Consider the following 6,259-nt stretch of genomic DNA (forward strand, 5'->3'; position numbering starts at 1 on the left):
AATATAATGTCTCAGGTCAAATGGAAAATTTCTCTTTTATTTGCACTTATCACTCTTTCGATATTTGTTTCGCTTCTTTTAAGCGGTGATAAGTTCATGGAAAGCAGTGGGAATGCAACAAACCCCACAGCCCTAGCTGGAGTTTCACGCGAAAATATGATCATAAATTCCATAAATAAGCTGGAAACTGGTGACCATGAAACAAGATTAAACGCAGTAACCGAACTTGGAAAATTCGGAAAACCTGCAGCAAGTGCTCTTATTGAAAAGATTGAACCCGGAAATTCGAGTTCAGGAGAAATAAAAAGTTATCTGCTTCTTGCACTTCTTGAAACCGGAGATGAAAGAGCGGAAACTGTTCTTTCAGGAAACCTTGGGGAAAAAGAGGCTTCAAGTATGACTGCAGCCGAAAATGCAGTCGACGGGCAGAGACCGGAAGAAGTTTCAGAAGATATTGTACGGGCTATAGAAGCAAAAGATAAAGCCATGCGAGAGAGCCTTGCAAGATCCTTAACCAGTGAATATGGAAACGACACGGATATTCTCGAAGAAGCCCTTAAGGCAGAAGAACAGAATTCCACTCTTTATACTTCCTTTGCACTTTCAAATTTCGAATCTGGAGAAAACGGAAACGAAACCGAAATACTTCTTAAGGCTCTTAAAAGCGAAAAAGGATACGTAAGAGTTGCAGCTGCAATGGCTCTTGGACAAAAGGAGGAAAAAGCCGCAACAGATCCCTTACTGAAGATGCTTACTCAGGATTATCCTCTGGCGAGACACAGTGCAGCTATGGCACTTGGAGAACTCGGAGATGAAAGAGCTGTAGATAACCTGATGATGGAATTGAAAAATAATGAGAAAGATTACATCAGAAGCAGCACTGCAGTCGCCCTTGGGAAAATAGGATCAGAAGAAGCTGTACCCTATCTTATCGAGAGACTGAGAGACACAAAGGCTTCGGTAAGAAGTACTGCCGCCCTCACACTAGGTAAAATGGGAACCGAATCAGCGGTAGGACCCCTGATAGACGTCCTGGAAAGCGGAAAAGAAGTTGAAGGAAGAAGAAAAGATACCGTGAACACAAATGCAGATGTCCGAAAAAGCGTTGTCCTTGCCCTTGGAGGAATAGGAGGCGCTGAGGCTACGGAAGCATTAACCGGCGTACTAAACGATAATAAGGAAACTCTTGAGGTAAGGATAGCTGCAGCCTCAGCTCTTGGGAACATAGGAAGCCCTGAAGCTGTAAGTACCCTTAGAACGGTATTTGACAACCCGAGCATGGATATGGGCATCAGAAACGGAGCCCTCCTTGGTCTTGGCAAAACCGAAAACCAGGAAACTGCAGGGTTTTTTGTAGAAAAACTGGGAGATAAAGACTTTGGAGTTAGTGCCAGAGAAGCCCTTGTAGATATGGGAGAAACGGCAGTTAATCCTCTTATAGAAAACCTGAAAACTGAAGATAAGAAAGTTAAGGGTGAGACCGCCCTGATTCTTATTGAAATTGGGGATCCGCGGGCAGTTGAACCTCTTATTCTGGCTTATCAGTGATTCAAAAATCTTGAAAAGAAATTGCAAAGAAAAAAGCGGCTGAAAAAGCCGCATTCTTTTTTATTCAGATGTACTCATTTTACGGATAATCAGTGTTTGATTTAAATTTTCTTCTGTTTGGGAATAAATATTAGAAGAAAAAAATATAAGAAGAAAAATTAAATCAGGCTGATAAGATCTTCCAGCGCCGCCCGGGGATCTGCCGCTTTAACAATTCCCGAAGCCAGGAGTACACCCTGCGAGCCAAGGTCAAGGGCTGCCCTGAGGTCTTCGCCTTTTGAAATTCCGGCGCCGCAAAGCACTTTTACTCCGGGATTGATTTTTGCAACTGCTTCAACCGAGCCGCTAACAACTTCAGGGTCGGCTTTTGAGACCGGAATTCCGCTGCCTATAAGCTCCGGCGGTTCGATTGCTACATAATCGGGTCCAAGGGCTGCGGCTGCTGCAGTTGTGGGAACGTTGTTAGTACAGATAACTGCCCTGAGTCCGAATTCTTTTGCCGCCTTCAAGGAGGCCTCAATTTCTGCAAGGGTCAGACGCCTTTCAGAGTGATTAATAAGAGTCCCGACAGCTCCCGCTTCTTTTATGCATTTTCCAAAAACATGCCCCGTAAAACTTCCTGCTCCTACCCCATCCAGATGCTGGGAAAAAACCGGAAGTTCAACCTCAGAGGCTACCCTGTAAATGTCCGGAAACTGGGGAGCTACTGCAATCTCGATACCTGATTCTTCGGATACGGCTCTACAGGCCATTGCAATCTCGACTGCTCCGTAGCCTGTGCCCTGCAAATAAGTTTTGTAGTTCAGTAAAATGAATGGTGAACCCAGGAAAATCCCCTCCTGAAAAATGAAAAGAAAATGAAACTAAATGAAATGAAAAAGAAAAAAGTGTGAAAACCCACACTTTCTTCAATAGTTTCTACCGGAGATTTTGCCGCAACTTGTTTTATTAACAGCTTTTTTAACAGCTTATATAACAAACCGTTTTAGCAGTTTTTCCGGCAAATTTTTATGGAAGTTTTTAAAGCCTGCTCAGAAATCAGTCATGATTCTGAACTGGTCGATTTCAGGTTTGTTAAGGCTGTTAATGAACTGCTCAGCCATATCTCTGATATCTTTTGCGTTGGTGATAGCACGTCCGACCACAAGGATATCAGCACCCTGACCAAGGGCTACAGGCACCTTGTCGAGACGGACTCCGCCTGCAACTGCAACCAGGGTCTTTGGAGCAATCTTCTTGATATCAGCAATGTTGCCCCAGGCGTGTTCGGTACCTTCGATGTCGATTCCACGGTGGAGTTCAATGACATCAGGCATGACCTTGAGCTGCTTTAAGACCGAAATCGGGTCGTGCTGGTTGAGAGTATCCATGACCGCATAGATGCCTGTCTTGTGGGCTTCTTCAATGAGCTTGTCAATGGTGCTGATCGGGGCAAGGGCAGAGACCACAATGGCATCGCCTGCAGCGTCTGCAACCATTCTTGCTTCAAGGTTTCCGGTATCCAGGGTCTTTAAGTCAGCAACAATGAAAGCGTCGGGCTTGACATCCCTGATCTTGGAAATTACATCCATGCCGTAGCGCTTGATAAGGGGGGTGCCTGCTTCGATAATGACGTGGTCGCTGTTCGGGATCTGAGAAATAGCCGAAAGCACGAACTCAAGGTTCGGGTTGTCAAAAGCAATCTGCAGGTAAGGTGGATCCCAGAGCCTGATGACTTTAAAGCCCATGATAGCGTGGGTGGACTTGTTGCTCTCTTCAAGCACAGTGTCGATGTCCGGGAAGCCTTCAAGTGCTCTCTTGAGCGCAAGTTTTGTGGCGCCGTAGTTGTACCTGTAGATCTTGTTATAGTCCTGGGCATCAGGGTGAATAAAGACGCTAGCTACAATGACAAGGTCTTCAGCCTGGGCCTTTGAGATTACGCCTTCTTCTACTGAGTCTGCTACTGCCTTTGCAACTGCTGACTGGGCAGGTCCGAAAATTCTTGATGCCTGCTCCATGTTCTTTACAGTGACCTTCGGGATAATAAGGGTTGAAGGTTTAGCCGGCAGGTTTGGCCTTATAACGGACAGGAGAGGAGTGTGTCCGGCTGAAAGCTGAGTCAGACCATTTGCAAAAGCCTGTCCTACAGGACCCTCCTTGTCTCCTATCATCAAATCAACATGGGCAAGTTCTGCACCCTGCCCCATTAATGCTTCTCCTATCTGAAACATGTTTAACCTCGAAAATGCTATGAAAGAAATATTAGAATATTTGATAGTTAGTTGTTTGAGAACGAATTTATCATTGAACCGAGGGATAGCATAACCCTTTTGCCTGCTAAACGCCAGCCTGATATAAATAATCTTGTATCATCCCAAACAGTTTTTTGACAGCCTACAGGTTCTCTGCACTTTGATTCCATAATTATGGAGTTTCCAAAAACTCCCAATCAAAGGAGAATTTTAGGACACATGTCGTTCAGGACGCAAACTCCGCACCTGGGAGAAAGAGGCCGGCAAATATTTTGCCCTAATTTTACAAGCAAGAGATTTATATGTTTCCAGTACCTCTGAGGAAATATCTTTTTTAATTCTCTTTCGGTCTCTTCAGGGGCTTTTGTTTCAACCAGACCGAGCCTGTTAGAAATCCTGTGAACGTGTGTATCGACTGCAAGGGCATCTTTAAGGAATGCATGCGCAAGTACACAGTTAGCTGTCTTTCGGCCGACTCCGGGTAGTTTAAGGAGAGTTTCCATCTCATCCGGAACCCTGCCATTGTATTCTTCCAGTAAAATTCCGGAGATTTCCTTTATCCTTCCGGCTTTGACCCTGTAGAAGCCCACATCTCTTATAAGCGCTTCAATCTCTTCAACATCAGTCTCAACCATTTCCTCAGGAGTAGAGAATCTCTCAAAAAGCCTCTTTGCTGCAGGATAGGTTACATCGTCCCGGGTCCTGTGAGACATGACAGTGGAGATTAACACAAAAAAGGGGTCTCTCGAGCCATCAGCATAGCCCTCCGGATAAAGTTCGAAAAGCCTCCGCATGAGTTCATCAATGTCCATGCCCAGAGTTAGTATTCTCTTAATATAAAAATTATAAAAATCCGGATTCTAAATTACAGGCTAAAAAAGGTAAAAAATGGGAAATTAAAAAGCTTTGAGAAGAGATTTTAAAAGTAGTTTAAAAAGCCAAGGTCCGGATTCGAACCGGAATGGTATCGCTCTGCAGGCGATTGCGTAGCCGCTCCGCCACCTTGGCACAAAGTGGATTTTCTTAAAGCACTTTATTGAATATATAGTTTTAGGTTAAATCGATTATTAAAAGAGAAAAAGCCAAGATCCGGATTCGAACCGGAATGGTATCGCTCTGCAGGCGATTGCGTAGCCGCTCCGCCATCTTGGCATTATTGAACACGGATTAGTCGTGTAGATGCAATTAAAGTAATTTCTAATATATAAATATTTAGCTGGATGCAACAATTCTGAAAGAATTTTACAACTTTTTGGTAAAAAATGTGTTATGTTATCCCCCGAAAGAGATAACCGAGTTAGATTAAACCGAGTTAGATTAAACCGAGTTAGATAAAAATGTTGGAAAAAACACTGGATAAAACAAACATTGCCGCAACTATAGCCAGTAAGATGACTACGAAAGTAGGCAGGAGTACAGCTATCGCCGATTTCACCATGCTTACATCATGTACAATCATGCCGCCCACAATATAGAGATATATCTCATAAAGCCCGAAGAACCAGCCGATTAAAGGAATCCAGGAAAGCGCCATCACGGCAGATGCATAAGATATGAACCTGACAGTGCCTTCGTAACTTCCAGTTCCTCCAAGCACTTTATAAATAATATAGAATATTGCAGCTCCGATAAAGATAGAAATGATACCTACAATAGGTGCCATAATCACAGTCATAAGTACAGTGGAAAAGCCAAATTCAGTGATACCACCGTAACCATACATACCTCTCATCATTCCGCGGCCAAAAAGTCCAGTTAAAAGCCCGTATATGATATAACTGATTGCTGCAAAGGTAAGCGGTTCATTATATCCTCCGGTCGTTGGCATTTTCCTGTAAAAATCAGACGGCCTTTGTATAACTTCTTTCCATGTTTCGATGTAATCCATAGTTTCCCCCATTAAAAATATGCACGAGCCTTATTTAAAGAGATTTGTGAGGAAAAAAGTGAAAGTCTGAAGTTCCGTTAAGAGAACTCTGTCTTACAGCAAGAGTCCGGCTTCAGTTATTAAAGGTGAGCGCCCCCTTCGGAACTTAGACAGGGTGCCGGAATAGAAATCCAGCAATTCAAATGGATTCGAACTCGCTTTTAGAGAAGCAGAGCTAAAAGAGAGCCGGAACATAAAAATCAAGTAATAAAAATAACGGATGAAAATAACGGGATGAAAAAAGGTAAGAATAATAAAACTTAGAAAACGGTTTCAAAAGAATAAACATATCAAAAGATAGTGGAAAGCCGTGTAAAAGAACCAGGTAAACAGACAAAATAATCCAGAAGAGAATAAAGTAACAAGATCAAGAAGAATAGCAGCTTCAAAGAAGTAAAACAACAGTAATATAAAAAAATCAGTATCGAAAAACAATTTCAGAAAAACATTTCAGAAAAACATTTTTAGAAAAAACAATATTCAGAATAGATTTGAAGTAGTATAGGGTGAGTTTGGCAGCGATCCAGAGTTCCCGAAGGCTCGCACACTTCAG

Annotated in this window: 5 protein-coding genes and 2 tRNA genes; 1 reads left to right on the forward strand and 6 read right to left on the reverse strand. The window is 43.0% G+C overall.

Annotated elements, in window-relative coordinates:
* The first annotated feature begins 96 nt into the window (after positions 1–96).
* Positions 97–1,548 (forward strand): HEAT repeat domain-containing protein, encoded by a 1,452-nt coding sequence (locus tag EO93_RS04740; RefSeq protein ID WP_235284109.1) that lies wholly within the window; start codon positions 97–99, stop codon positions 1,546–1,548.
* A gap of 158 nt (positions 1,549–1,706) precedes the next feature.
* On the opposite strand, the gene tpiA is transcribed toward EO93_RS04740, so the two are convergent.
* The 6 genes from tpiA to EO93_RS04770 all read right to left on the reverse strand — a co-directional run bounded on the left by tpiA (position 1,707) and on the right by EO93_RS04770 (position 5,667).
* On the reverse strand, positions 1,707–2,375 hold the full coding sequence (gene tpiA / locus EO93_RS04745; RefSeq protein WP_048132286.1) for a triose-phosphate isomerase: 669 nt from the start codon (positions 2,373–2,375) through the stop codon (positions 1,707–1,709).
* Positions 2,376–2,579: 204 nt separating this feature from the next.
* On the reverse strand, positions 2,580–3,758 hold the full coding sequence (locus EO93_RS04750; protein ID WP_048132288.1) for a bifunctional 5,6,7,8-tetrahydromethanopterin hydro-lyase/3-hexulose-6-phosphate synthase: 1,179 nt from the start codon (positions 3,756–3,758) through the stop codon (positions 2,580–2,582).
* A gap of 218 nt (positions 3,759–3,976) precedes the next feature.
* Positions 3,977–4,591, reverse strand: a complete 615-nt coding sequence (gene nth, locus EO93_RS04755; RefSeq protein ID WP_048161280.1) for an endonuclease III — start codon at positions 4,589–4,591, stop codon at positions 3,977–3,979.
* A gap of 124 nt (positions 4,592–4,715) precedes the next feature.
* Positions 4,716–4,787: transfer RNA gene (locus EO93_RS04760), tRNA-Cys, on the reverse strand.
* Between the two features lie 72 nt (positions 4,788–4,859).
* Positions 4,860–4,931 (reverse strand) — tRNA-Cys (locus EO93_RS04765).
* Positions 4,932–5,106: 175 nt separating this feature from the next.
* Entirely contained in the window at positions 5,107–5,667 is a 561-nt protein-coding gene (locus EO93_RS04770) for a YIP1 family protein (RefSeq protein ID WP_048141751.1), read from the reverse strand.
* Between the last annotated feature and the right edge of the window lie 592 nt (positions 5,668–6,259).

It is taken from the genome of Methanosarcina sp. 1.H.A.2.2 (assembly GCF_000979975.1).
In the GTDB taxonomy this organism is placed as follows: domain Archaea; phylum Halobacteriota; class Methanosarcinia; order Methanosarcinales; family Methanosarcinaceae; genus Methanosarcina.

Bases quoted from the DNA above. Each gene is read 5' to 3' on its own strand.
- EO93_RS04740 (WP_235284109.1), top strand. From the start codon at position 97: ATGGAAAGCAGTGGGAATGCAACAAACCCCACAGCCCTAGCTGGAGTT.
- EO93_RS04750 (WP_048132288.1), bottom strand. From the start codon at position 3,758: ATGTTTCAGATAGGAGAAGCATTAATGGGGCAGGGTGCAGAACTTGCC.
- nth (WP_048161280.1), bottom strand. From the start codon at position 4,591: ATGGACATTGATGAACTCATGCGGAGGCTTTTCGAACTTTATCCGGAG.
- EO93_RS04770 (WP_048141751.1), bottom strand. From the start codon at position 5,667: ATGGATTACATCGAAACATGGAAAGAAGTTATACAAAGGCCGTCTGAT.